This is a genomic window from Paraburkholderia megapolitana (assembly GCF_007556815.1).
Taxonomy (GTDB): Bacteria; Pseudomonadota; Gammaproteobacteria; order Burkholderiales; family Burkholderiaceae; genus Paraburkholderia; species Paraburkholderia megapolitana.
The window spans coordinates 4,208,214-4,233,407 of the sequence record NZ_CP041745.1; the positions used below are offsets into that span (position 1 = coordinate 4,208,214).

Here is a 25,194-nt window from a genome sequence, read left to right on the forward strand (position 1 = left end):
AATGTTCCTCATCACGTCGACATCGGTAAAATTTGCCGAATTGAATGACAGCGATATAACTCATTGAATAATTTCAAAAAAATACACGCTCATTGGTGAATTACCGATGGCATACAACCTGCAAACACCCCGACTTGCCTTTCACCGAAGTACCTACCAAGTCGAGGTCACAAAATGCACGGCAATTTCGCTTATAGCGTTATCGCTATTTCGTTAGCGGCAGCTTTCGGGACAGTGGCAAGCAGTCCCGTGATGGCAGATTCGACAATCGTGGTGCCTGTCGCAGGACTAGGCGGCGGGATCAACATCGACAGACTCTCAACCGGCGATCTCCTGGCGACAGCCAGTTCAAGCGCCTCGCTACCCCAGGCGAATATCGGCGCGGGCATCAGCGCCACGGGGACTGCCGGCCCGAGCGGTGCGGCGCTGGGCGTGGGTGCGTCGGGTAACGTCGCAGGGGTGTCGGCCGGCTTGAGCGGTAACGGGTCGGTTGGGCCGACGGGTGTCGTCGTTGGCCTTGGAGGTTCCGGCAGCGCCGGCGGTGCTACGTTGGGCGCCAACGCGGGCGCGTCGGTCACCCCAGGGGGGATCGCGATCAGCGGAGGGATCACCGGCGCGGGCGGTAACGGCGCGGTGACGATCGGGCTCGGCGGGAACGGCGGGATCAATCTCGGGCTGGGCAACATCGGCGATCCGGTGGGCGTGGTGACCGGGGTGGTCAATGGGGTCACGGGGGCGCTTTCAGGTTTAGGTGGCAGTGGTGGTGCGGGTGGTGTGCTCGCTCCGGTTACCGGTGTCGTTAGTACGGTCACGGGAGCGCTCGCTGGTCTAGGTGGTAGTGGTGGCGCAGGTGGTGTGCTCGCTCCGGTTACCGGTGTTGTCAACACCGTCACCGGGACGCTCGCTGGTCTCGGTGGCACCGGTGGCGCAGGTGGTGTACTCGCTCCGGTTACCGGTGTCGTGAACACTGTCACGGGGACGCTTGCGGGTCTCGGTGGTAGTGGCGGCGCAGGTGGTGTGCTCGCTCCCGTCACTGGTGTCGTGAACACTGTCACCGGCACGCTCGCTGGTCTCGGTGGCACCGGTGGCGCGGGTGGTGTGCTCGCTCCGGTCACCGGTGTTGTCAACACAGTCACTGGGACGCTCGCAGGTCTCGGCGGTAGCGGTGGCGCGGGTGGTGTGCTCGCTCCGGTCACCGGTGTCGTGAACACCGTCACTGGCACGCTCGCTGGTCTCGGCGGCAGTGGCGGTGCAGGTGGCGTGCTCGCTCCTGTCACGGGTGTCGTTAACACCGTCGCCGGGACGCTCGCGGGTCTAGGTGGCACCGGTGGCGCGGGTGGTGTGCTCGCTCCGGTTACCGGTGTGGTCAACACGGTCACGGGGACACTCGCAGGTCTAGGTGGTAGCGGTGGTGCGGGTGGTGTGCTCGCTCCGGTTACTGGTGTCGTCAATACCGTCACAGGAACACTCTCTGGTTTGGGTGGCAGCGGCGCAGGTGGTGTGCTCGCACCTGTTACCGGTGTCGTCAACACTGTCACCGGCGCACTCTCTGGTTTGGGTGGCAGCGGCGCAGGTGGTGTGCTCGCACCTGTTACCGGTGTCGTCAACACTGTCACCGGCGCACTCTCTGGTTTGGGTGGCAGCGGTGCGGGTGGTGTGCTCGCTCCGGTAACGGGTGTGGTCAACACCGTCACCGGAACACTCGCTGGTCTCGGTGGCAGCGGCGCAGGTGGTGTGCTCGCTCCGGTAACGGGTGTGGTCAACACCGTCACCGGAACACTCGCTGGTCTCGGTGGCAGCGGCGCAGGTGGTGTACTCGCACCAGTAACGGGTGTGGTCAACACCGTCACCGGCACACTCGCTGGTCTCGGTGGTAGTGGCGCAGGCGGTGTGCTCGCTCCGGTAACCGGCGTGGTCAACACAGTCACCGGCACGCTCACTGGCCTGGGTGGTAGCGGCACAGGCGGCGTACTCGCGCCTGTCACCGGCGCCATCAACACAGTCACCGGAACACTCTCCGGTCTCGGCGGCAGTGGCGCAGGCGGTGTGCTCGCTCCGGTAACCGGCGTGGTCAACACAGTCACCGGCACGCTCACTAGCCTGGGTGGCAGTGGCGCAGGTGGTGTGCTCGCTCCGGTAACTGGTGTGGTCAACACAGTCACCGGTACGCTCGCTGGTCTCGGCGGCAGCGTCGGTGGCGGTAGCCCACTGGCACCGATCACGGGTGCACTCAACACGGTAACCGGTGCAGTGAACGGCGTGATCGGCGGCGGCGCAGGCGGCGTGCTGGCTCCGGTTACAGGTGCGGTCAACACGGTCACCGGTACGCTGGCGGGTCTCGGCGGCGCCGCGGGCGGCAGCAATCCGCTCGCACCGGTCACGGGCGCACTCAACGCGGTGACAGGTGTAGTGAGCGGCGTAACCGGCGGTGCTAGCAGCCCGATTGCGCCGATCACGAGTCTTGTCTCGTCGTTGACCGGCTCCCTGTCGGGTAGTGGCGGTGCCGGCGGCGTGCTGGCACCGGTAACAGGTGCGCTCGGCAGCGTCACGGGCACACTGAAAACTGTGAGTGGAGCATTGGGCGGCACGAACCTTGGCGGCTCGGTGCTCGCGCCGGTCACGACAGCACTCAACAGCGTGGTCGGTTCGACTGCCGGTGCGGCTGTCTCGGTGGCCGGTGCGCTAGGCGGCGGCGTGAGCGCAGGCGGTGCGGCGCTCGGCTCGACCCTTGCCGCAGCAGGTGCGGCAACGTCATCGAGTACTGCGGCAATCGGCGGTGCGCTGAGCGCTGGAGCCAACGCGGTCGGATCGGCTGCAGCACCGACCACGGCGGGCTTGCTCGCACCGGTGACGAGCCTGGTCGCGTCACTGACGAGCGGACTCGCGGGCGGCGTGACGATCGGCGGTGGCGGCACCTCCTACCCGCTGGGCGGCTCGTTGAGCGCGGCTAACGTCGCAGCGAAGAAGTAAGCGAAGTAACGCGTCGCACTGGCAGGTCGAAACGTCGGAACGTTGAACCCGGCCTGCCAGTGCACGATCGACATCCACTCGAAAGAACGGCCTCGATCTGCGAATTCGCTCGACAGCGCCGGCGATCCGGTCGCGCGACTCATCTACCGTGTGCCTCATTGCAAACGCGAACGCGTCCATATCCCAACGCGTCCTTACCGCAGCCATCCCTTACTGATCGAAGTACGTCAAACCCAGCGCACCCTTGACCTCGGACAACGTCCCGCCCGCCACTTCCCGCGCGCGCATCGTCCCTCGACGCACAATATTCAGCACCTCGGCCCGGTCGCCTTCGAACTCACGACGACGCGTACGAATCGGCTCGATCAGCGCTTGCAGCCGCTCGTTCAGCACACGCTTGACGACAGAGTCGCCCAATCCGCCGCGGCGATAGTGAGCCTTGAGTTCGTCGACCTTCTGCACATCCGGCTCGAATGCATCGAGAAACGCGAACACGACGTTGCCCTCCACCTGGCCGGGGTCGCTTGCCCGCAGATGGTTGGGGTCCGTGTACATCGAATTGACCGCCTTGGTGATCTCGTCGGGACTGGCGCCCAGCGGAATCGCATTGCCCAGCGACTTGCTCATCTTCGCCTTACCGTCCAGACCAGGCAGCCGCGTGACCTGCGACAGCACCGCTTCGCATTCGACCAGCACTTGCCGCTCGACGGTGTTGTTGAAGCGGCGCACGAGTTCGTTGGTTTGTTCGATCATCGGCAACTGGTCGTCGCCGACCGGTACGTGCGTTGCCTTGAACGCCGTGATGTCGGCGGCCTGGCTCACCGGATAGGTCAGAAAACCCGCGGGGATATCGCGCTCGAAGCCGCGCAACTGGATCTCTGCCTTGATGGTCGGATTGCGCTCGAGGCGCGCGACCGATACCAGGTTCAGCAGGTACTGCATGAGTTCGGCCAGCTCCGGCACCTGCGACTGAATGAAGATGGTCGACCTGGCCGGGTCGATGCCGACCGCGAGGTAGTCGAGTGCAACCTCGATGACGTTTTCGGTGACCTTCTGATGGCGACCGACGTTGTCAGTCAACGCCTGCGTGTCGGCGAGCAGCAGAAACTGTTGCGCCTCGTGCTGCAATTTCACGCGTGCCCGCAACGAGCCGATGTAGTGACCGAGATGCAACGGGCCAGTTGTGCGGTCGCCGGTGAGGACGACGGGTTGTTTTACGTCTGACATGGTTTGCTGTTCCGGATGTTTGTCGACACCGCCAGTCATCGGCGCGCAGATACAAAAATGCCGCCAGGACTGGCGGCATCACGTTTTCAATCGGTATGGGAAACGGGCCGCCGGGTTCAGGCGCGCCACCAATGAAGCAGATTCAGCGAGGTTCGTTTCATATCCATCGGGCGAGTATAGCGCAGCCTCCAGGCCGCAATTCTGCTGAGCCTGCCGTGAAATCCGACTTCGTTACAGGGTCGCTATGTGCGCAATACCTCATTCCACGTCATTTCACCGGATATCTCCGCGCAGCCGCATCTACATTGACGCGAGCGCTACGGACACCCGGTTTTGGCACAGGCGAACGGCCGCATTGTGTTGAAACGCATCGGGGAATGTCCGTTTGAGTTATCAGATTTGCCTTTGATGCGACCCACGAGGCGCTTACGTTAAACAGCCGCTTCAGTCACGTCAGAGCTCTTTCAGCCCAGCAGAAACAATCATGATTCGCGACTGCAAAGGTTGTCGGACATTTATGTCCGACGGCTTTTCGACGCCGGTCAACAGAATGATCAGAGGTCTCCATGTACTGGTTTACTCGACAGATCCTGGCGCTCGTAAAAGCCAGGGAGGATGACAGACTCGCCATGAGTCCGCTTCGCCTGATGCCCATTGCGCCGTTGAACTGCGCAATCATGCGGTCGCCATCCGCAGCGACGCCGTTAAGCTTGAAGCGAAGCAAACTTCAACTGGTGAGCGCGGCGTCCCCACCTTCGGCTGTCAGCAGTGTGGCCGCGGACGGGCAATATGAATCGATGGGACAAGGCATATCGATCTGCATTTCCCGAGTGGGCGCCAACACTTACACGTGGTCGTTTCGCAATGACAGCTTCGTCACGGTGACGACCTTGCGGTTCCGCAGCACCTATATCGATCTGAAGACCGGCCGGAAAACGTCCGATGAAAACGCCGTGCCCGTTCACCTGGCACCGGGCCGCTCGATCGGCGGCTGGAGCGCATGGGTCGCGTATTCACCCACGCCACCGATCGTGAAAATCCTGGAGATCGAACGAATAACCCAGCAGCTCCACAAACGCTGCAAGCGGTTTTGAGCGCTGCGAAGCCGGTCTTTCCGCTTCTGCGAGACGCTTCTGAATCGACCCGTCTGTCTGATTACTCAGGAAACTGAGCAGGAAACCGAGAAGGAAACCGACCGGTGAACTGAAACTATTGGAAATCAGCGAGGTGTACGTACCTGGCGTGTACGAGAACAGCCAGTCTCTCCAGCACAGAGGCTGGATGGCAAATTGCACTACGTCTAACGCGATGGGTTTTCCTGCCGTGCAAGCGGGCTGCCCGCAAACGGGTCATCTCGCCAATCCACACCGGCTTTAGGTGCGGGAGCGGGCGCCGGCGGGGCTGACAATTCGAAGTGTTCGATGGATTGCCCTGCACTGATCGCCTGTTTAAGCCATTGGGGCATCTCCCCTTCGCCGGACCAGGTATTGCCGGTCGCGCTGCGGTAGCGCGCCCCCGCCTGTTCCGATTGTCCGCTTGCTAGCGCAGCGGCGAGGGCGTCTGGTGTGATACCAAACTCCTCCATCCTGTGGCGGAGATAAGCAATCATGCTGTCTCGCTTACGTTCGTCCATGAAAGAATCCTTCTTGAGCCTATGGCCTGGCGTTCATTGAACGCCGATTGTGGTAAATCGCACCGTGCGTGGATTGCGCCGATGTAACGAAAATCATGCCTGTAGCAGGTTGCCGCATCCCTCGATGCTCGGGGAGCAGGCGCACGCAGCCTTTCGGGGTTGAGAGCCAGGATGTCTGGCCCTCCGCAGTCGTATTCGGCGGTTGGAGTGATCTAGAAGGTTTCCGTTCAACGAAGGCCGCAACGGATTGCGACCGGGGCACTTAACGGTCCCTTCAATAGCACATAGTTTATCGCTTCAAATCACGATCCGATACTGCGCAATTCGGGAAATCTGCATTAATTTCAGAGAATTCACCGGTCCGAATTACGCCATCAATGCACGAATCTGTGAACAAACTGTCGTTTAGACGTAAGACAAATTACCGATCGCAGATGTGACGAAAGTGACTAAAGACAATTACGCCTGTCGGGGTTTGTGCGGAACAACCCGATTCCGATTGCGGCCTTTGATCTATCGAAGATGGTCTCACAACGCCCGCCCCGGGCGACGCGACATAGTACAACAGATCGTCGGCACGTCAGGGAGACGCAGGATCCCCGGCATCCAGTAATCGACTGACGACATATTTCATCGCAATACCGGCATCGTGCCTCGACCACCTCACCTGACGCCCTGCCAGTTGACGAAGAAAGCAGCTGGCCAGATCGACGGCGCGCAGGAATCCTGAGGATCAACCGATTCCCGCAAGACCAGTTTGGCGCCTGCTGCGCAAGGCTCAGCGCCCGGCAACGCCAAAGCCACCATTGTTATGCGTTTTCCCACCATACAAACTTCAGAAAATCTGCCGTAAACCGAAAAGGAGGGTAAGCCTCATCAGGCTGGCCCGGACGACACGATATCCAACGAACCAATATGAATAGCGATGTCACTGCACCGGTCGCTGACACTTCAGCGCCGGGCGCCCCAGTATCAGGTTTCACAGCCAGACTGCCTCAAACACCGGCCTATCCACCGCCCGCAAACGTTCCAACCCAGCAGGGGCCGGCCGGCATCTGCTTCGATTTCAACGACGGTTGCCGCGTCACACTGCCCGCGGGCAACTGGCGCGTCTGCCTGCGAGACTGCGACACGGGCAACGTGTTGTTCGAAACGGAAATCGCGCGCGGCTATGTGGCGAGTACACGGAAATACTATGCCCGCTTTGAGATTCTCGTCTGGGCACGTGTCGCACTCGCGCGGGACAGCAAGGCACCGCCGACGCTGCACCACGTCTACGACGCCTCCGGCAAGGAGGTGCTCGTGCAGTTCCCGGTCGGCACGATCGGCGACACGATCGGCTGGATGCCCTACGCCGCGGCATTCCAGCGCCGGCACGGCTGCCGGCTCACCTGCGCGATGTCGGAGAAGCTGATTCCGCTCTTTCGCGACGCCTATCCGCAGATCGGATTCGTTACGCATGAACAGGTGCAGCCACAGCGCTATTACGCGACCTACAGCCTCGGACTCTTCTTCGACGACGACGAAAAAATCCACCAGCCGAGCGACTTCCGCCTGGTCGGACTGCACCGCACAGCGGGCTATATCCTCGGCGTCGATCCGCGCGAGGAACCGCCGGAAATCGCGCTACCCGACGATACGCGCCCCATCGACGAGCCCTATGTCTGCATCGCCGTGCAGAGTTCGACGCAGTGCAAATACTGGAACAACCCGACGGGCTGGCACGACGTGATCGCCTTCTTGAAGGAAGCCGGTTATCGCGTCGTCTGCATCGACCAGAAGAAAGTGCACGGCACCGGCATGGCGTGGAATCACATCCCGCACGGCGTGGAAGACGAAACCGGCGATCGGCCGCTCGTCGAGCGGGCGCGCTGGTTGAAGCACGCGGCGTTTTTCATCGGCTTGTCGAGTGGACTGTCGTGGCTCGCATGGGCGGTGCGCACGCCGGCCGTGATGATCAGCGGCTTCACCCATCCGGTCAACGAGTTCCATACGCCGTACCGCGTCATCAACTATCACGTCTGCAACAGTTGCTGGAACGACCCACGCGTGCGCTTCGATCATCACGACTTTCTCTGGTGCCCGCGACACAAGGACACACCGAGGCAGTTCGAATGCACCCGTCTGATCGAATCGAAGCAGGTGATCGATGCCATCCGGACGATTCCCGGAGTGCTCCGCTGAAACCGGCACACGCAGCAAGTCACCCAGCAAGGAACCGGCAATGAAGATAGACGCAACAGGTCCCAACGTATATTCGACTACCTGGCGCGGCATGACACTGCCTGGCGCAACCGGCTATGTGCCCATGCCCGACGTGCCGCAGCGGCGCGTCTCGCTTCTGCTGACCGGGTTACTCGCGACGCCCGCGCTCTACGCCGCAAGCTTCGCACCCGCCGCGGCGAACGCGCAAACGACAGTCGCCGCGGGCGTCACGGTCGACGGCACGACGGTCGGCTCTAACCAGAGTCTTCTCGTGTTCGGCGAAGCGGATGGATCGACGGTGAATGCCCACGGCGCGCTGAACGTAGAAGGGGGCGGCGTGGCGCGTTCGAGCTTCATCAATGCGTTCGGCCTGCAGGCGGTGATGTCGGGCGGTATTGCATATGCGACACACGACCTCGGCACCGAAGTCGTGATGAGCGGCGGTATCGCGAGCGGTACCCTGGTGGGTGCCGGCGCCCAGCAGATTGTCTCGTCGGGCGGTATCGCAAGCGGCACGACGATCAGCAGCAGCGGCGCGCAGTCGGTCGACGGCGGCTTCGCTGTCGCGACGATCGTTACGAGCAACAGCCGCGAGGATCTGTCGTCCGGCGGCATGACGAGTGGCACGATGCTCACGAGCGGCGGCGCGCAGAACGTGCTCGCAACCGGCATCGCGAGCGCCACGACGATCGCGGGCGGTGCCTCCCAAACGGTGCAGTCAGGAGGCCTCGCTGTCTCGCCGACGGTGTCGAGCGGCGGCCAGTTGCGAATCAGCGCCGGCGGTAACGCGACCGGTGTCGTACAGCAAAGCGGCGGCATCCTGATCGCGGACACCGGCGCCGGCAACGTCACGGGCACGAATGGGGCCGGCACGTTCGTCATCGGCGGCGGCGTCGCTTCGGGCGTGCTGCTCGACAACGGCGGTCTCTTCACGGTGCTGTCCGGCGGCACGGCGAGCGGCACGATCGTCCACGCCACGCAGATCGTGATGGGCGGCGGAACCGCCGTCGATACGCAGGACATGTTCACGCAGATCGTCTCGTCCGGCGGCCTCGCGCTCGACACGCACGTCTTCGGTTTCGCGCAGCACACGATCCTCGCGGGCGGCATCGCGAGCGGCAGTCTCGTCGACAGGAACTCGCGCGAGGACGTCACATCGGGCGGCATTGCGCGCGGCACGACGCTCGGCAGTACCGGTGTGCAGAACGTCGACGGCGGCGGGTTCGCGTCGGGCACGGTCGTATCGAGCGGCGGCGTGCAACTCATCGCGGGGGCCGGTGTCGCGAGCGGAACCACGGTGTTCGGAAACGGCACGATCACCGTCAGCTCCGGCGGCACGGCCATCGGCATCACGCTGAACGCCGGTGCCACGTTCAGCGGCACCACCGACGACGCGTTCGTTAGCGGCACGAATTCGCTCGGCGCGTTCACGATCTCCGGTGGCATCGCGTCCGGCGTGCTGCTCGAAAACGGCGGCACGTTCATCGTGACGAAGGGTGGCATTGCGAGCGGCACCGTCATCGGCACATACGGCAACGGCTTCGTCGTCTCCGGCGGTGTCGCCGTCGGCACGCTCGACACGTCGCAGTTGACCGTTTCGGCTGGCGGGATTGCGAGCGGCACGGTGGTGTCGAACTTCGGCCACGAAAACGTCGCGATGGGCGGCGTGACGAACGGTGCGCAAGTGTCGGACTTTGGCCAGGAGAACGTGTCGTCGGGTGGCATCGCGAACACGACCTCAGTTGGCAACACCGGTTCGATGACGGTTTACGACGGCGGCGTTGCTAACGGGACTGCGATCGGCAATGGCGGCACGCAGACGATTTCTTCCGGCGGCATCGCGAACGCGGCGACGGTGGCGAGCGGTGGCTTGCAGGTTGTGTCGGCGGGGGCTGCGGCAAGTGGCACGACTGTCTCCAGTGGCGGCGCACAGGTGGTCTCGGCCGGCGGCATCGCCACGGCGACGACCGTTTCGGGCGGTGGCCTGCAGAGCGTGCTGTCGGGGGCCGCGGCAAGCGATACGACCGTCTCCAGCGGCGGCACACAGATGATCTCGGCCGGTGGCATCGCGACGACCACGACCGTTTCGGGCAGCGGTCAACAGAACGTGCTGTCGGGCGGCACGGCCAGCGGCACGGTGCTCGTTGGCGGTGTACAGACTGTCTTCGGCGCGGGCAGCGCGACCGGCACGCTCGTTTCTAGCGGTGGCACGCAGACCATCTCGGCCGGCGGTACAACAAGCGGCACCGCGGTGATGAGCGGTGGCGTACAGAACATCCTCGCGGGCGGTGTCGCAAGTAGCACGACCATCGGTCTCGGCGGCGACCAGCGCGTCGCGAACGACGGCGAAGCCGACGGCACAACCGTGATGAGCGGCGGACAGCAGATCGTGTCCTCCGGAGGTATTTCGGTCGGCACACACGTTGCCGACGGCGGCACGCAAACGCTCTATCAAGGCGCGATCGTCGCCGGCACGATAGTCGGCAGCGGCGGCACGCAGTACGTGTCGTCGGGCTCGACGGCGAGCAGTGCGCAGCTCGTGGGCGGCGTGCAGTATGTGTCGTCCGGCGGTGTCGCGACCGGCACGCTGATCAGCGCTGGCGGCACGCAGAACGTGCTGGCGCTCGGGGTCGCGAGCGGCGCGCATATCGAGAGCGGCGGCACTCAGGCCGTGACGTCGGGCGGCGAAGCGGACGCCACCGTCGTCGACATCGGCGGCAAACAACAGGTCGGCTCCGGCGGTGTCGCGAGCGGCACGCTCGTCAACAGCGGCGGCATGCAGACCGTCGAAGCTGGCGGCATCGTCGCCGCCGCGACGCTGCTGACAGGCGGCATGCAGATCGTCTCGTCCGGCGCGACGACGAGCGGGGTCACGCTGACTGGCGGCACTCAGACCGTGCTGTCAGGCGGCGTCGTTACAGCAACCGGCATCGGTTCAGGCGGGCAGCAGTTCGTCTCGTCGGGCGCGCTCGCGAACCTGGCTACCGTGTCGAGCGGCGGCACGCAAACGGTGTACGCGGGCGCTGTCGCGAGTGGCACACAGGTGAGCGGCGGCGCGCTACAGGATCTGTTCGGCTCGGCAGACCTGTCGGTCGTACAAGGCACACAGACAGTTCACGCAGGCGGCATCGCGAGCCGCGCGACGATCGACGGCGGCGGCGTGCAGACCGTGATGTCCAGCGGTATCGCGAATGGCACGACTCTGGTCGCTGCGCTGCAAATGGTGTCGTCGGGCGGCACGGCGAATGCGACAACGGTCGGCAGCGGCGGCCGGCAGACGGTTGCGAGCGGCGGTGTCGCCAACGGCACAACGATCGCACAGGGTGGCATCGCACAGATTTTCGGCACGCTGAGCGGCGCGACGATCGACACGGGCGGCACATTGCAGATCGCGGGCGGCAACGTAACGGGCAACCTGGCGAACAACGGCTCGCTCGTCTTCAACCGCACCGACGACAGCCGCTACGCGAACTCGCTCTCGGGTGACGGCGCATTCGTCCAGGCAGGCACCGGTACGCTGACGCTGACCGGCGACAGCGGTGCGTTCGCCGGCACGACGGTCGTGAACGCGGGACGGCTCGCCATTGGCGACGCAGCGAATCCGTCGGCGAAGCTCGGCGGCAACATCCAGGTGGAGACGAACGGCACGCTGCTCGGACACGGCACGGTGCTCGGTTCGATCGCGAACGCGGGCGTCGTGCAGCCGGGCGGGTCCATCGGCACGCTGAGCGTCGCGGGCGATTACGTCCAGCAACCGGCCGGTACGCTGACCATCGAATTGAACCCGACCTCCGCATCGAAGCTGCTGGTGAACGGTGCCGCGACACTCAACGGCGCGCTGCATCTGCTCTACGATCCCGGTACGTACGCGGCGAGCAAGACTTACGAGATCGTCTCGGCGACGACCGTCAACGGCAAGTTCGGCAGCGTCAATGCGGACGGCGCGGGCGCGTCGCAGGTTACCCAGAGCGTCGTGTACGGAGCGACGGCCGTCGACCTGAACGTCAACGCCATCGACAATGCCGGCACCGGCACGCTGCCCCCGCCGCCTCCAGGCCAGCCGGCGCCACCGGTGACGGTCATTGCGCCGATCGATACGAGCATCTTCACCGCGCTCGGCTCGACTGCGCTGCTCGCCGGCGAAGCCGCGGCGACGCAACTGCTCGGGCACAACGCACAGCGCTGTGATGACGCCGCCGCCGCGCATTGCTCTTCGGACGACGGCTCGCTGTGGGTCGCGAGTTCCGCAGATCGTCTGTCGCTGCACGGCGCGGCAGGCGGTACGCCGGGTTTCGGTGTCAATCAGTATCAATTCACTGCTGGCGTCGACTGGCGGCGCGGACCGTACAGCATCGGCGGTGCACTCGGTTATGGACACAGCGATCTGTCGGAAAGCGCGACCGGCGACGACGGGCGCATCGATACACTGCGTGCTTCGCTGTACGGATCACGTCGTCTCGGGCCGGTCGTGCTCTCGGCGCTGATGTCGTACGGCTACGACGACATGCATCTGCGTCGACCACTCGGTGCGAGCGGCACGGCGAACGGTGACCCTACGGGACACGACATCGAACTGGGCACGCAGCTGAGCCTACCGATGCCGATCCGCACGTTCACGCTGACACCGCGCGTGGGCCTGCTGTACGGCTACTTCCACCGCAGCGTCTTCGCGGAGCACGGCGCGGGCGGACAGGATCTGCAGGTCGGCACCGACAACGCACGCAGCGTGCAGCCTTATGTCGGCATCGAATTCGACAAGCGCTTCAGCGAAAGCGGTGCACATCCGCTGACGCTGCAGCTAAGCGTCGACTACGCGCAGGAACTCGCGCGGCGTTCGCGCTCGGTGGCGGTGTTTAGCGGTGACGGGACAGCGTTTTCTGCGGCGGGCGCGCCGCTGCCGCACGGTCGGTTGATGACTGCGGCGCGGATCGCGGGGGCTGTGACGCCGAGGATCGAAGTCAGTGTGGGTTACTCGGGGTGGCTTGCGACCGGTGGTGGGCGTTCGCAGCAGAGCGTCGATCTGATGTTGCGGAGGTCGTTCTAAGCGGGCGTGGTGGAGTGCTGGCAAGCAGGTGATCCCGGTTCAAGGCAGAAACCCATGCAACAGCCAATGCCCAGTTATTCCACCGTCACCGACTTCGCCAGATTCCGCGGTTTGTCCACATCCGTCCCGCGCGCACAAGCCGTGTGATACGCGAGCAACTGCAGCGGCACGACGTGCAGGATCGGCGACAGCATTCCGTAGTGTTCCGGCATGCGGATCACATGTAGCCCTTCGTCGTTAACGATGCGCGTGTCCGCGTCGGCAAACACATACAGCTCACCGCCACGTGCGCGCACTTCCTGGATGTTCGACTTCAGCTTTTCGAGCAGTGCGTCGTTGGGCGCCACGGTGACAACCGGCATTGCTTCCGTCACCAGCGCGAGCGGCCCGTGCTTCAGCTCGCCGGCCGGATACGCTTCGGCGTGGATGTACGAAATCTCCTTGAGCTTCAGCGCGCCTTCCAGCGCGATCGGATAATGCAGCCCGCGCCCGAGGAACAAGGCGTGCTCCTTGCGCGAGAATTCCTCCGACCACGCGATGATCTGCGGCTCCAGCGCCAGCACGCTGTTCAGCGCCGCCGGCAGGTGACGCAACTGGCGGATGTAATCGGCTTCCTGCGCTGCACTCACATGACCGCGCAGTTTGCCGAGCGTCGCCGCCAGCACGAACAGGCCGACTAACTGCGTCGTGAACGCCTTGGTCGACGCCACGCCGATCTCGCGGCCCGCGTGCGTCAGGAACGACAGTTCGGTGAGCCGCACCATCGCGCTCGTCGCGACGTTGCACACCGACAGCGTATGCCGATGCCCGAGCCCCTGCGCATGCTTGAGCGCCGCGAGCGTGTCGGCGGTTTCGCCCGATTGCGAGATCACCACGACGAGTGCCTTCGGATTCGGCACTGACTCGCGATACCGGTACTCGCTCGCAATCTCGACCTGGGTCGGAATCTTCGCAATCGATTCGAGCCAGTATTTCGCGGTCAACCCCGAGTAATAGCTGGTGCCGCACGCGAGAATCAGCAGGCTATCGATTCCGGCAAACGCCTTCGCCGCGTCGTCGCCGAAGAGCGTTGCATCGAAGCCGTCGCTTTGCGGAATCGTGTCGCTGATCGCGCGCGGCTGCTCGAAGATTTCCTTCTGCATGAAGTGCCGGTACGGTCCGAGTTCGACCGCGCCGCCATACGCGGCCACCTGGCGGACTTCGCGCTGCACGTCGCTGCCATGGCGGTCGGCCACGCGCACGTGTGTCAGCGTCAACTCGCAGACGTCGCCTTCTTCGAGGAAGATGAACCGTTCGGTGCTGCCGGCCAGCGCCAGCGCGTCGGAGGCCAGAAAGTTTTCGCCGTCGCCCAACCCCACGACGAGCGGCGAACCCTGACGCGCGCCAATCACCGTATGCGGCTGGTCCTTGTGCAGCACCGCGATCGCATAGGCGCCGTGCAACTGCTGCACGGCTTCCTGCACGGTCGCGAACAGGTCGCCGCGATACAGACTGTGGATCAGATGCGCGATCACCTCGGTGTCGGTCTGCGACACGAACACGTAGCCCTTGCCGCGCAGCATCTCGCGCAACGTCTCGTAGTTCTCGATGATGCCGTTGTGCACGATCGCGAGCGCGTCGCGCGAGAAGATCGGGTGAGCGTTGTCGGTCACCGGCGCGCCGTGCGTCGCCCAGCGCGTGTGCGCGATACCGGTCGTGCCTTCGAGATGCGACTCGCGCACCTGCTCGTCGAGGTCGGCCACCCGCGCCACGCTGCGCGCGCGACGCGGTTCGCCGTCGGCCAGCACGGCGACGCCGCACGAGTCGTAACCGCGATATTCGAGGCGCCGCAAACCTTCGATGAGAACGGGAACGATGTTACGTTGCGCAACCGCGCCGACAATACCGCACATGATCTATCTGTCCTTGCAGGATGGAGGTCCGCGAGCGCGGCCTCGTCAGCTTTTCTTTTTGACCGGGCGTACGTAGCCCGGCTTGCTTGTCTGGGTCTTGTCGTTCAGCACCAGTTGGTCCGGAGCCACGTCTTTCCACACGGTCGTGCCCGCTGCGATCGTCACGCCGCGGCCCACGCGCACCGGAGCGACCAATTGCGTATCCGAGCCCACGAACACGTCGTCTTCGATGATCGTGCGATGTTTATTCGCGCCGTCGTAATTGCACGTGATCGTACCGGCGCCAATATTGACCCGAGCGCCGATGTCCGCGTCGCCGATATAAGTGAGGTGATTGGCCTTCGAACCATGACCGATCACCGCATTCTTCACTTCGACGAAATTGCCGACATGCGATTCGTCCTTCAGCTGCGCGCCGGGCCGCAGCCGGGCATACGGCCCGAGCACGGCCTGCGCACCGACTTCTGCACCGTCGATATGCGTGAACGCATCGACACGTGTGCCGGCGCCGATCGTCGCGTTGCGGATCACGCAATTCGGGCCGATCGTGACGTTGTCGGCCAGCGTGACCGTGCCTTCGAACACGCAGTTCACATCGATCGATACATCGCGGCCGCACTCAAGCGTACCGCGCACATCCAGACGCGCAGGGTCCGCGAGCGTCACGCCGGCAACCAGCAGCGCTTCGGCGACGTTGCGCTGATACACGCGCTCCAGTTCGGCGAGCTGTTGCTTGCTGTTGACGCCAAGCGTTTCCCATTCGTCGTCGGGCTGTGTCGTGACGATTTCGATGCCGGCCTCGATCGCCAGTTCGACGACGTCGGTCAGATAGAACTCGCCCTGCGAGTTGTCGTTCTTCAGCGACGCGAGCCAGCCGGCAAGCTGCCCGGTCGGGGCGGCGATGATGCCGGTGTTGATTTCGGCAATCGCCTGCTGCTCCGGCGTCGCGTCTTTCTGCTCGACGATGCGCAGCACCTTGCCGCGCGCATCGCGCACGATCCGGCCGTAGCCGCTGGGGTCGTCGAGCGTGACCGTGAGTACGCCATAGCCCTGCTGGCCAACGGCGTCGGTGAGCTGCTTCAGCGTGCCGGCACGCGTGAGCGGCACGTCGCCATACAGCACGAGCGTCGGCACGGATGGATCGAGCAGCGGCAGCGCCTGCTGCACAGCATGGCCGGTGCCGAGTTGCTGCGCCTGCAGGGCGAATTGCACGTCAGGCGCGGCGACGGCGGCACGCACCGCATCGGCGCCATGCCCGACGACCACGACGAGCCGCGTCGGGTTGAGCGTGCGGGCAGTATCGATGACGTGTGCAAGAAGTGGCCGACCGGCCAGAGGATGCAGCACCTTGGGCAATGCTGAGCGCATGCGCTTGCCGGTGCCCGCCGCCAAAATCACGATGTTCATGGCGTAAGCGAAAGGACGGGTTCAGAGCGGGCAATTCTAGCACGCGGCCCAGCGTGCCAAGGCCCGGCAGGCGGGCTTTGGCACGACGGGCCGGTGCGCGCGGGCGGCCTCAGAGGTCGTCGAACTGGATGATTGAAATGGGCTGGGCGCTGCCCAGCGTCGCGCTGTTCGTCGTATCGGTGGAACACGGGTCTTCGTCGAACGCGATATCGCCATGCGGATCGGCTTCACCGGTTGCGCGCAGGCCGGCGAACGGAAACAGCGTGTGATCCATCAAATGCGACGGCACGACCTTCGACAGCGCGTTGAACATGTTCTCGACGCGCCCCGGAAAACGCTTCTCCCAGTCGCGCACCAGCGCTTTCATCTCGGCACGCTTCAGGTTCGGCTGGCTGCCGCACAGATTGCACGGAATGATCGGGAATTCGCGCAGTTCCGCGTACTTCTCCAGATCGGTTTCCTTCACATACGCGAGCGGCCGGATCACGATGTTCTTGCCGTCGTCCGATTGCAGCTTCGGCGGCATGCCCTTCAGCTTGCCGCCGTAGAACAGGTTCAGCAGCAGCGTCTGCAGGATGTCGTCGCGATGATGGCCGAGCGCGATCTTGGTGGCGCCCAGTTCGCCCGCCACGCGGTAGAGAATGCCGCGCCGCAGCCGCGAGCACAGCGAGCAGGTGGTCTTGCCCTCGGGCACGAGGCGCTTGACGATGCTGTATGTGTCCTGATTCTCGATATGAAATGGAATGTCGAGCTTCGACAGATACTCCGGCAGCACGTGCTCGGGGAAGCCGGGCTGCTTCTGGTCGAGATTGACCGCGACGATGTCGAAATGAATCGGCGCGCGCTCGCGCAGGCGCATCAGCACGTCGAGCATCGCGTAGCTGTCCTTGCCGCCCGACAGGCATACCATCACCTTGTCGCCTTCCTCGATCATGTTGTAGTCGCCGACCGCCTGACCGACGAGGCGCGCCAACCGCTTGAAGAGCTTGTTGTTCTCGTACGCTTCCTTCTGCTCGCGACGTGTCATCACGGGGCGTGCGTCGGCTTGCGCCGTTGCTGTTGCTCCGCGGGCAACCGTGTCGGGCGCGGCGAGGCCGGCCATTTCAGCAGCATTCATGGCTCAGTCCTCCTTGATGCGAAAGACCTCGACGCCTACCGCGTCGCAGTCCGGGTACACGTCCGGCTTTTCCGTCGACAGCCGCGCCGCCCGCACATGCGGATGCGCAAGCAACGCGGTCAGCAGATCGTCGCAGAGCGTTTCCTGCAGATGGATATGCCCCTGTTCGACGCGGCGCGCGATGGTCGAGCGCATGAAGTCGTAATCGACGACTTCGCGCAGCTTGTCTTCGACAGGCGTGGACAGCGCGAGCGGCACGAACAGTTCGACGTTGATCACCACGCGCTGCTCGCCGCGCTTTTCGAAGTCGTGCACGCCGATGTTGATATGCACTTCGTAATTGCGCAGGAAAAGCCGGCGGCAATCGGCAAGCCGGGGATGCGAAAGATCGGCAAACATGTTCGTTCCGATTGAAAAAGGGCAAAAAAGCGTGCGGACACGCAAAGGGTGCAATGAACGCGGGCCCATCGGACCACGCGCTCAGGCGCCCGTTAAAAAAACACGCCGCGCGGCTACGGCACCAGATGCTGTCCGCCGTCGACGACCAGCGTCGTTCCGGTGACAGCCGTGGCATCCGCGAGATACAGCGCTGCCGTAACCAGGTCTTCCGGCCGAGACGAGCGACCGAGCGGCGTTTCCCGGTGAGCGGCGGCAAAACTGTCGGGCGTCTGGCCCGCCGACTGCGACGTAAGCCCCGGCGCAAGTCCGACCACGCGGACCTTCGGCGCCAGCGCCTGGGCGAGCGTGACGGTCGCGGTCTGCAAGGCGGCCTTCGTCAGCGTGTAGGACAGGTAGTCCGGGCTCATGTTGTACAGCTTCTGGTCCAGCACATTCACGACGACGCTGCGTTGCGACTCGTCGGTCAGCGCGGAATCGGGTGTCGCGTCGAACAGCATCCGCGCGAGCACGAGCGGCGCGCCGACGTTGATCGCCGTGTGCTTCAGCAACCGCTCGTAGCCGACGTCGCGCGCCGTGTCTTCATCGAACAGCGACGCGTTGTTGACGACGCACACCGGCCGGCCGAGCGCAGCTGTACAGGCCGGCAGCAGTTGCTCGACTTCCGCCTCGATCGCAAGATCGGCCCGCAGCGCCACCGCGCGGCGGCCTAACGCGACGATTCCAGCGACGACTTCATCCGCTTCGACCTTCGACCTACCGAAATGCACCGCCACGTCCCAACCCTGCGCCGCAAAGCCCAGTGCGAGCGCCCGACCGACCCGGCGGGCCGCGCCAGTGATCAGGACGACACGCGCGGCGCCCGCAGATGGACTGCCGGCAGCGGAAAGGTCAGAGGGAACGGTCATTTACAATACGCGGATGAATCCGAAAGCTCACCAACCCGACAGTTTACCTGCTCCAGGCCCAACCGCGCTCGCGCAGTCCGAAACGCTGGCCGCGCAGATCCGCGCCGAAATCGCGTCAGCCGGCGGCTGGCTGCCGTTCGACCGCTACATGGAACTCGCCCTGTACGCGCCCGGACTCGGCTATTACAGCGGCGGCGCTATCAAATTCGGCCGGCGCGCCGAGGACGGCAGCGACTTCATCACCGCCCCCGAACTGTCACCGCTGTTCGCCGCCACGCTCGCGCGGCCGGTTGCGCAGGCGCTCACTGCAAGCGGCACGCGTCAGTTGCTGGAGTTCGGCGCGGGCACCGGCAAGCTCGCAGCGGGCCTGCTGCGCGCCCTTGCGTCCGCCGATGTCCCGTTCGACAGCTACGCGATCGTCGACCTGTCCGGCGAACTGCGCGAGCGCCAGCACGAAACGCTCGAAGCCGAGGTGCCGGATCTGGCCAGCCGCGTGCGCTGGCTCGATGCGTTGCCTGCAAGCTTCGAAGGTGTCGTGATCGGCAACGAAGTGCTCGACGCGATGCCGGTGCGGCTCTTTGCTCGGTTCGGCGGTATCTGGCATCAGCGCGGCGTCTCGCTGCGGGACGACGGTGCATTCGCTTTCGCGGACCGCCCGGTGGATCCGGCACGCGACGCATCCGACACCGCGCTGCTCAGCGAACTCGACGATGCCGACGACAACAACAGCGACTACGTCACCGAAACGCACGTTGCCGCACGCGGCTTCACGCGTACCGTTTGCACGATGCTCGCACGCGGCGCTGCATTCTTCATCGACTACGGTTTTCCGCGTCACGAGTACTACCACGCGCAACGCACGCAGGGCACGCTGATGTGCCACTACCGGCATCGCGCGCACGACGATCCGTTCGTCTACCCGGGCCTGCAGGACATCACGACGCACGTCGAATTCACGGGCATCGCGGAAGCCGGTGTCGAGACGGGCGCGGATCTGCTCGGCTATACGTCGCAAGCGCGTTTTCTGCTGAATGCAGGTATCACCGAAGCGCTCGCCACGATCGATCCCGCCGATACCGCGCACTTCCTGCCGGCCGCCAATGCCGTGCAGAAGCTGCTGTCCGAAGCGGAGATGGGCGAGCTGTTCAAGGTGATCGCGTTTTCGCGTGGGATCGACGGGACGCTCGATACATTCGCGAGCGGCGACCGGACGCATACATTGTGATGCGCTTCCTCAGGTACCGACCATGATCCGCTGGCTGCTGACCACCTTCATCGCCGTCGCGATCCTGTCGGGCTCGTGGCCGTGGCTGCGCAAGATCGGCATCGGCCGTATGCCTGGCGACGTCACGCTGCGACTGTTCGGACGCGAGTACCCGTTTCCGTTCATGTCGACACTGGTGCTGACGATGGTGTTGTCGTTGCTCGCACGGGTGTTTTGAACGCGGATATCCAAAGCAGGCGAGCCTTCAAGACTTCAACGCCGCCTCAACCGCCCGCACCCGCTCGCGATGCACGGCATCCTTGATCTGCGCCGGCTTGTCCTCATGGGCTTTGGCAACCGCGCCTGCATCGACCGCACGCGCTGCCACGAGCGCGATCCGCAACCGCTCCGCCTGCGGATACTCGCGCGCCTCGAAACCGAGCCGCCCACGCGCGTCGGCCTCGCAGGCCTGCAGCGCTTCGGCGAAACGCCCCGGCTTGCGCAGCGCATCGCTACGCTCGAACAACCGCACCAGCGCCGCGGCACCGAGCTCCATCACGCGATGAATATTGCCGTGCTCGCGCGCGACCAGTACGGCCAGATCGCGACATTCGTTAGGCACTCGCAGCCGCTCGCATAGCAGCTTGAGCAGATCGACGCTGCGCCCTTCGTGGCCGATATGCCGCGGCAGCACGTCGGCTGGTGTGGTCGCCTTGCCGAGATCGTGGGTGAGCGCCGCGAAGCGCACGCTGAGCGCATAACCCTGCGCCGCCGCGTGATCGACCACCATCATGACGTGCACGCCGCTGTCGATCTCCGGATGGTGTGCGGCGGGCTGCGGCACACCGAACAACGCATCGACCTCCGGCAAGATTCGCGCAAGCGCGCCGCAGGCGCGCAACACATCGAACATCTGCGACGGCCGCTTTTCCATCAGCCCGCGCGACACTTCCTGCCACACGCGCTCCGGCACCAGTGCGTCGACTTCGCCGGCAGTGACCATGCTGCGCATCAACGCCATCGTTTCGGGTGCTACGGTGAAATCGGTAAAGCGCGCAGCAAAACGCCCGATGCGCAGAATCCGCACCGGATCTTCGAGAAACGCGTCGCTGACATGCCGGAACACGCGCGCGCTCAGATCCGCCTGACCATCGAACGGATCGATCACGGGACCGACCAGTTCGCCGTCCGGCCGCACTTCACGCGCCATCGCGTTGATCGTCAGATCGCGGCGCGCGAGGTCTTCTTCGAGCGTCACGTCTGGCGCGTAGAAAAACTGGAACCCGTGATAACCGGCCGCCGTCTTGCGCTCGGTGCGCGCGAGCGCGTACTCCTCGTGTGTATGCGGATGCAGGAACACAGGGAAGTCCTTGCCGACCGGCCGGTAGCCTTGCGCGATCATCTGCTCGGGTGTCGCGCCGACCACCACATAGTCGCGATCCTGCACGGGCACGCCGAGCAGCGCATCGCGGATCGCCCCGCCTACGGCATAGATATTCATTCGCAGGTGTCTTCGCTAGGGATGCGGTGCGTTTCGCGCAACGCGTCTTCGATCCACGCGTGCACGGCGGGCAGCGCCGTGACGCGACGTGCGTACGCGCTCGCAACTTCGGACAGCGCGGGCTGGAACGTATTGAAGCGCATCACCACGGGCGCGTACATCGCATCGGCGATGCTGAACTCACCGAACAGGAACGGACCGCCATACGTATCGAGACAGTCGCGCCACAGCGCTTCGATGCGCGCGATGTCGGCCAGTACGCCGGGTGTCGCACCTTTGCCCGGAAACGACGCGCGGATGTTCATCGACATGCTCTGGCGCAATTCGGCAAAGCCCGAGTGCATCTCTGCGCTAATGCTGCGGGCGTGGGCGCGCGCCGTCGCCGCGCGCGGCCACAGTGCATGCTGCGGAAAGCGTTCGGCGAGCGTCTCGGCGATGGCCAGCGAATCCCACACGCCGAAACCTTCGTCGGTGATCAGGCACGGCAGTTTGCCCGACTGCGAGTGCGTGAGAATCGCGGCCTTCGTGCCGGGTTCACGCAATTCGATCGGCACCTCATCGAACGGAATGCCGAAGTGCTTGAGCAGCACCCACGGACGCATCGACCACGACGAATAATTCTTGTCACCGATAACCAGTTTCATGCGGCACACACAGGTAGTGGAAGGAAAGGTCAGCGCCTTGCATTGGCACGGAACGCGTTGAAGCGCGAACGCGGCGATGCGCCGGTCAGGTACACGGGCGCGATCGTCTCGATGCTCGCGGGTTCGATGTCGAGTTCGGGCGCGAGCGGTGCGCTCAGCACGTTGTCGACACTCATCGAGTCGAGATTGTCGCGTGAAATGACCGGTTCGCCGGGCGCCATTTCGAACGTCATCGCCTGCAACCGAGCAAGCGGTTCGGGCAACCGCACGATGCGCGCGTGCCGGCCGATCACATCACCGCAATAACGCGCGAGCTGTTCGAGCGTATAGACGCTCGGGCCACCGAGCTCGTAAGTGCGGCCGCTCGCAGCGTCGAGATCGAGCACGTTGACAATCGCCTTCGCGACATCGCCGACGAACACCGGCTGAAACTTCGCATCGGGCATGGCGAGCGGGATCAACGGGAAAACACGTTGCAGGAACGCGAACTTGTTGAGCAGTTCGTCTTCGGGGCCGAACACGACGGAAGGCCTGAACACAGTAGTAGCCAGCGACGACGCGTGCACCGCCTTTTCGCCGTCGCCTTTCGAGCGCAGATACATGCTCGGCCCGTTCGACGCGGCACCGAGCGCGCTGAAATGGATCAGCCGGTGAACGCCTTTGCCTTCGCAGGCGGCGGCGATTTTCGTCGGCAGTTCGACGTGCACGCGTGCGAACTCGGGGCCGTATGGATCGCCGCGTCGCCCGTACAACGTGCCGACCAGGTTGATCACGGCATCCGCGTTCTCGACGAAACTGGCGAGTTGCACCGGGTCGTAGACGTCGGTTTCGATCACGTCGATGGGTAGCAGCGTGAGATGGCGTGCGTTGTAACGACGGCGCGTGGCGATGCGCACATCCTTGCCGAACTCGACAAGCGCGCTGACAAGATGACTGCCGATAAACCCCGAGCCGCCGATAACCGCAATGGCTTGATGTCGCATTTTCGACTCCCTGACTGGAAGCCGCGGCAGCGGCCGGCACCGCATGCCGCCGCGCCGTGGCACGGCGGCGGTGCAGCCTCGACGCTTATGGCGCGATGTAGCCGAGGCGCGCCTTCAGCGATTGCGGCCGGCCTTCGAACAATGCCGCGTAGTAGACGGTGTTGGAGAGGACGTTCTTCACGTAGTCGCGGGTTTCCTGGAACGGGATCGCTTCAGCGAAGATCGCGCCTTCCACCGGACGTTGCAACGACTGCCGCCAGTTGCGCGGACGGCCGGGACCTGCGTTGTAACCCGCTGTGGCCAGCACGTCGGACCCGTCGAACTGATTGTAGATCATGGACAGGTAGTTGGTGCCGAGCAGGATGTTGGTGTTGATGTCGTTCATCTGCGCACGCGAAATCGTGCCGAGGCCGATCTTCTTCGCGACCAGTTGGGCGGTGGCCGGCATCAGTTGCATCAGCCCGCTTGCGCCGACTTCGGAGCGCGCGTTCATGATGAAGCGCGATTCCTGACGAATCAGCCCATACGCCCATTCGACGTCCAGACCCGTCGACTGCGCATCGCGCTCGACAACATCGCGAAACGGCGACAGATAACGCAGCGAGAAATCGTGATCGGTCTTCGTGCGGTCGGCCGTGTTCACCGTGCGGTCGTACAGCTCGATACGGCGCGCGTACTCGGCAACGGCGAGCAGTTGCCGGTCGGTCATGCTGCGCAGCGGCCAGTTCCACTCACGATTGCCTTCGAGCCGCAGATTCAGGTTATAGAAACGCTGCGCAAGATCGAAGCCCGGTGTGCTCGCGGCTTGCTGCACTTCGGCGTCGGTAACCGTCGTCTTCGGCGGAACGGTGATTTTCTGGCCAAGCTCTTCCAGGGCGAGCTGGCCGTAGAAGTTAAAGCCCTGCGAAATCTGCTCGAAGTCCTGGTTGGCCTGCACGGTGTCGCCGGCCTGCTTGAGCGCGCGGCCGTGCCAGTAAATCCACGCCGGCTGACTGCGCAGTGATGACGGCATCTGCTCGATCGACCAGCGCACCATCGTCCAGTCGCCGGCCAGCAGCGCGGTGCGGGTGCGCCACTCATAGGCCGGCGTAGACAGCGGTGCGTTCGCCGACAGCCTGTACCAGTCGACCGCGCCCGGCATCTGCTTCGCCGCGGCCTGATAGCCGATCGTGCCCCAGCCGATGGCGCGCTCCGGCGTGCTCAGCGAAGGTGCCACCGATGCGAAGGTCGCCGCCGCCGTGGCCGGATCGTTGCGCGCCATCCGCGTGATCGCGAGTAACGCCAGTTGATGCGACTGCGAGTCGGGACCGACACCGCGCGCGAGCAGCAGCGGTGGCGTGCTCGCCGCCTGATAGAACAGCGTCGGATCGGGTCGCTGGTTGCCGAGTGCATCGAGCAGCTTGCTACCGGTGGTGGTCTGGTTCTGTTCGTACGCGAGGCGGATCTGCTGCCAGACGTCGTCGGTACTGAACTGCTGGTTGATCGCCAGCGCGGTGATCAGGTCGACGCAACCGTCGCCGTAATTGCGCGGATCGACGAGCAGTCCGCGTGCCGCATCGGCGACGTTCTCGCCGCGCGACGCGCGCGATTCGAGTGCGTAGCACTTCACCTGCGTATCGTCGTTCAGCACGAAGCGCGCGTACTGCTGATCGAAGTTGCGCCAGTCATGTCGCGCGCCGAGCACGACGAGGTAGTCGTTGCGCAGCCGGTCGGCAATGGCCTGGCCATCGTACTTTTGCAGGAACGACAGCACCGGTGCGTCGGGTGCATCGACGAGCGCGTGCCCCTGGTTGTCGAACAACTGCGGCTTGATCTGGAAGTACTCGAGATACGACGGCGCCGGATAATCCGGAATCATCGCCGCCAGTTGTGCGGCGCGCGCCGGGTCGTTGTTGCGTGCGGCCTCGCGAAGCTGAACGAAGATCTGGTCGTCGTTCGTGAGTTGGGAGAGCGGAACCGGTTTGACCGCGGAGGCGGTGCTGCATGCGACAAGCGCCGCGGCGGCAAGCATCACACTGGCCGCGCGATATACTCGATGGAAGCTTTTGGACATCGTTGTTTCT

At 64.2% G+C, this 25,194-nt stretch carries 17 protein-coding genes; 6 read left to right on the forward strand and 11 right to left on the reverse strand.

What is annotated here, in order from left to right:
• Positions 1–252: 252 nt before the first annotated feature.
• Positions 253–2,970: a beta strand repeat-containing protein gene (locus tag FNZ07_RS32235; RefSeq protein WP_091017420.1), complete on the forward strand. Its 2,718-nt coding sequence runs from the start codon at positions 253–255 to the stop codon at positions 2,968–2,970.
• Positions 2,971–3,180: 210 nt separating this feature from the next.
• Here FNZ07_RS32235 and trpS read toward each other — a convergent pair whose 3' ends face one another.
• Positions 3,181–4,197 (reverse strand): tryptophan--tRNA ligase, encoded by a 1,017-nt coding sequence (gene trpS / locus FNZ07_RS32240; protein WP_091017622.1) that lies wholly within the window; start codon positions 4,195–4,197, stop codon positions 3,181–3,183.
• A 566-nt stretch (positions 4,198–4,763) separates the two neighbouring features.
• Here trpS and FNZ07_RS32245 point away from each other — a divergent pair.
• Positions 4,764–5,291 carry a hypothetical protein gene (locus FNZ07_RS32245; protein ID WP_143098146.1) on the forward strand — a complete coding sequence of 176 codons (528 nt, stop codon included), beginning with the start codon at positions 4,764–4,766 and terminating at the stop codon, positions 5,289–5,291.
• A 206-nt stretch (positions 5,292–5,497) separates the two neighbouring features.
• Here FNZ07_RS32245 and FNZ07_RS32250 read toward each other — a convergent pair whose 3' ends face one another.
• Positions 5,498–5,830: an H-NS histone family protein gene (locus FNZ07_RS32250; RefSeq protein WP_091017416.1), complete on the reverse strand. Its 333-nt coding sequence runs from the start codon at positions 5,828–5,830 to the stop codon at positions 5,498–5,500.
• 915 nt (positions 5,831–6,745) lie between these two features.
• Between FNZ07_RS32250 and FNZ07_RS32255 the strand changes: the two genes are divergently transcribed.
• Complete coding sequence (locus FNZ07_RS32255) at positions 6,746–8,014, forward strand: autotransporter strand-loop-strand O-heptosyltransferase (RefSeq protein WP_091017414.1); 1,269 nt, start codon at positions 6,746–6,748, stop codon at positions 8,012–8,014.
• 40 nt (positions 8,015–8,054) lie between these two features.
• A complete protein-coding gene (locus FNZ07_RS32260; RefSeq protein ID WP_170275868.1) occupies positions 8,055–13,079 on the forward strand; it encodes an AIDA repeat-containing protein in 5,025 nt (1,674 codons plus the stop codon).
• 74 nt (positions 13,080–13,153) lie between these two features.
• On the opposite strand, the gene glmS is transcribed toward FNZ07_RS32260, so the two are convergent.
• The 5 genes from glmS to FNZ07_RS32285 all read right to left on the reverse strand — a co-directional run bounded on the left by glmS (position 13,154) and on the right by FNZ07_RS32285 (position 18,799).
• Positions 13,154–14,971 carry a glutamine--fructose-6-phosphate transaminase (isomerizing) gene (glmS, locus tag FNZ07_RS32265; RefSeq protein ID WP_091017411.1) on the reverse strand — a complete coding sequence of 606 codons (1,818 nt, stop codon included), beginning with the start codon at positions 14,969–14,971 and terminating at the stop codon, positions 13,154–13,156.
• Positions 14,972–15,016: 45 nt separating this feature from the next.
• On the reverse strand, positions 15,017–16,378 hold the full coding sequence (gene glmU / locus FNZ07_RS32270; RefSeq protein WP_091017409.1) for a bifunctional UDP-N-acetylglucosamine diphosphorylase/glucosamine-1-phosphate N-acetyltransferase GlmU: 1,362 nt from the start codon (positions 16,376–16,378) through the stop codon (positions 15,017–15,019).
• 109 nt (positions 16,379–16,487) lie between these two features.
• Positions 16,488–17,480 carry a tRNA 2-thiocytidine(32) synthetase TtcA gene (ttcA, locus tag FNZ07_RS32275; RefSeq protein ID WP_407670698.1) on the reverse strand — a complete coding sequence of 331 codons (993 nt, stop codon included), beginning with the start codon at positions 17,478–17,480 and terminating at the stop codon, positions 16,488–16,490.
• A gap of 18 nt (positions 17,481–17,498) precedes the next feature.
• Positions 17,499–17,894: a dihydroneopterin aldolase gene (locus FNZ07_RS32280; RefSeq protein WP_091017405.1), complete on the reverse strand. Its 396-nt coding sequence runs from the start codon at positions 17,892–17,894 to the stop codon at positions 17,499–17,501.
• 113 nt (positions 17,895–18,007) lie between these two features.
• Positions 18,008–18,799: an SDR family oxidoreductase gene (locus FNZ07_RS32285; RefSeq protein ID WP_091017403.1), complete on the reverse strand. Its 792-nt coding sequence runs from the start codon at positions 18,797–18,799 to the stop codon at positions 18,008–18,010.
• A gap of 13 nt (positions 18,800–18,812) precedes the next feature.
• On the opposite strand from FNZ07_RS32285, the gene FNZ07_RS32290 reads away from it, so the two are divergent.
• Both FNZ07_RS32290 and FNZ07_RS32295 read left to right on the forward strand, forming a co-directional pair.
• Complete coding sequence (locus FNZ07_RS32290; RefSeq protein WP_091017400.1) at positions 18,813–20,024, forward strand: class I SAM-dependent methyltransferase; 1,212 nt, start codon at positions 18,813–18,815, stop codon at positions 20,022–20,024.
• 22 nt (positions 20,025–20,046) lie between these two features.
• Positions 20,047–20,241: a DUF2905 domain-containing protein gene (locus FNZ07_RS32295; protein WP_091017396.1), complete on the forward strand. Its 195-nt coding sequence runs from the start codon at positions 20,047–20,049 to the stop codon at positions 20,239–20,241.
• A 27-nt stretch (positions 20,242–20,268) separates the two neighbouring features.
• Here the strand turns inward: FNZ07_RS32295 and FNZ07_RS32300 are convergent, their stop codons facing one another.
• The 4 genes from FNZ07_RS32300 to FNZ07_RS32315 form a co-directional block, all read right to left on the reverse strand.
• Complete coding sequence (locus FNZ07_RS32300) at positions 20,269–21,504, reverse strand: multifunctional CCA addition/repair protein (protein ID WP_091017393.1); 1,236 nt, start codon at positions 21,502–21,504, stop codon at positions 20,269–20,271.
• Positions 21,501–22,148, reverse strand: coding sequence for a glutathione S-transferase family protein (locus FNZ07_RS32305; protein WP_091017390.1), 648 nt, complete (start codon positions 22,146–22,148; stop codon positions 21,501–21,503). Before FNZ07_RS32305 ends, FNZ07_RS32300 begins: the two co-directional genes overlap by 4 nt.
• 29 nt (positions 22,149–22,177) lie before the next feature.
• Positions 22,178–23,131, reverse strand: a complete 954-nt coding sequence (locus tag FNZ07_RS32310) for a complex I NDUFA9 subunit family protein (RefSeq protein ID WP_091017387.1) — start codon at positions 23,129–23,131, stop codon at positions 22,178–22,180.
• Between the two features lie 85 nt (positions 23,132–23,216).
• The gene (locus FNZ07_RS32315; protein WP_091017385.1) at positions 23,217–25,184 is read right to left on the reverse strand and encodes a lytic transglycosylase domain-containing protein; all 1,968 of its coding nucleotides are present in this window, start codon (positions 25,182–25,184) and stop codon (positions 23,217–23,219) included.
• Positions 25,185–25,194 lie beyond the last annotated feature (10 nt).